The organism is Streptomyces sp. BE20, assembly GCF_036322525.1.
In the GTDB taxonomy this organism is placed as follows: Bacteria; Actinomycetota; Actinomycetes; order Streptomycetales; family Streptomycetaceae; genus Kitasatospora.
Window position 1 is genome coordinate 1 of the sequence record NZ_JAQYWW010000995.1, and the last position, 1,136, is coordinate 1,136.

Below are 1,136 nucleotides of genomic sequence, written 5' to 3' on the forward strand. Positions count from 1 at the left end.
CCAGATCACACGCATGGATCTCCGCCATCGGCAGCTCCGCCAACAACTCCGCCGCCCCCGGCGCCTGAGATCCACGCCGGGAGAGCAGCACCAGCCGCTCCGCACCGTTCGCCGCCGCCCACCGCGCCACCTCGACGCCCAGACCACCCGTCCCACCGGCAATCAACACCGTGCCCCGAGGCTTCCAGACCGACCCGGAACCCACCGGCGCATGCTCCAAGCGCCGCACCAGCACGCCACCGCCGCGCACCGCGATCTGGTCCTCCGCGCCCAACGCGCCACCCAGGACAGCAGCAACACGACCCGCCGCCCGGGTGTCGACGACGGCAGGAAGGTCGAGCAGGCCGCCCCACATCCCGGGGTGCTCCAGCCCCACCGCCCGGCCGAAGCCCCACAGCTGCGCCTGACCGACGTCCACCGCGCCGTCCGCCCGGCCGGTGACCACGGCACCCCGCGTCACCAGCCACAACGCGGCCCCGGACCCGGCAGTCGCCATCGTCCGGACCAGTGCCAGCGTCTCCTCCACGGACCCCGGCGCCGCCAGGACGCCGACGACGTCCAGGCCACACAGGCGGGTGTCCAGCTCCGCCGTCGAACCCGCCGGCACCGAAAGGACCTTGGCGCCGTGCTGTTCCAGCGCGTCGGCCAACGGGACATCGCCGACGAGGATCCAGGTACCTCCCGCGAGGGACACAGCCCCGGGTTCCGGCAGCGGCTCCCAGGTGACGTGGTAGCGCCAGCCGTCCAGGAGCGAACGCTCCCGCCCCTGCGCGCGCCAGGAGGTCAGCGCGGGCAGGACACCTTCCAGGTCGGCCTCCGCGACGCCGAGCTGCGCGGCGAGGCCGGGCAGGTCGCCCTGCTCGATCCGGTCCCAGAAACCCGCCTCGACAGCGTCGACCACCGGAGGCCTGAACTCGAGCCAGTACTCCTGGCGTTGGAAGGCGTAGGTCGGCAGCTCGGCCGGTCGGACGCCGGTGAAGAAGGGCGCCCAGTCAACCGGAACGCCGTTGACGTGCAGAGTCGCCAACGCCGTGAGCACGGTGGTGACTTCGTCGCGGTCGCGGCGCAGCAGCGGCGCCGTGGCGGCGTCGGGCTGCTGGACGAGCGCGGACAGGACCGCGTCCGGGCCGAGTTCG

1 protein-coding gene is annotated in these 1,136 nt (G+C 73.5%); it reads right to left on the reverse strand.

The window, feature by feature from the left end; all coding sequences use genetic code 11:
- Nucleotides 1-1,136, reverse strand: a 1,136-nt coding sequence (locus tag PUR61_RS25530; protein ID WP_329881735.1) for a KR domain-containing protein, incomplete at both ends; no start/stop codon positions are given.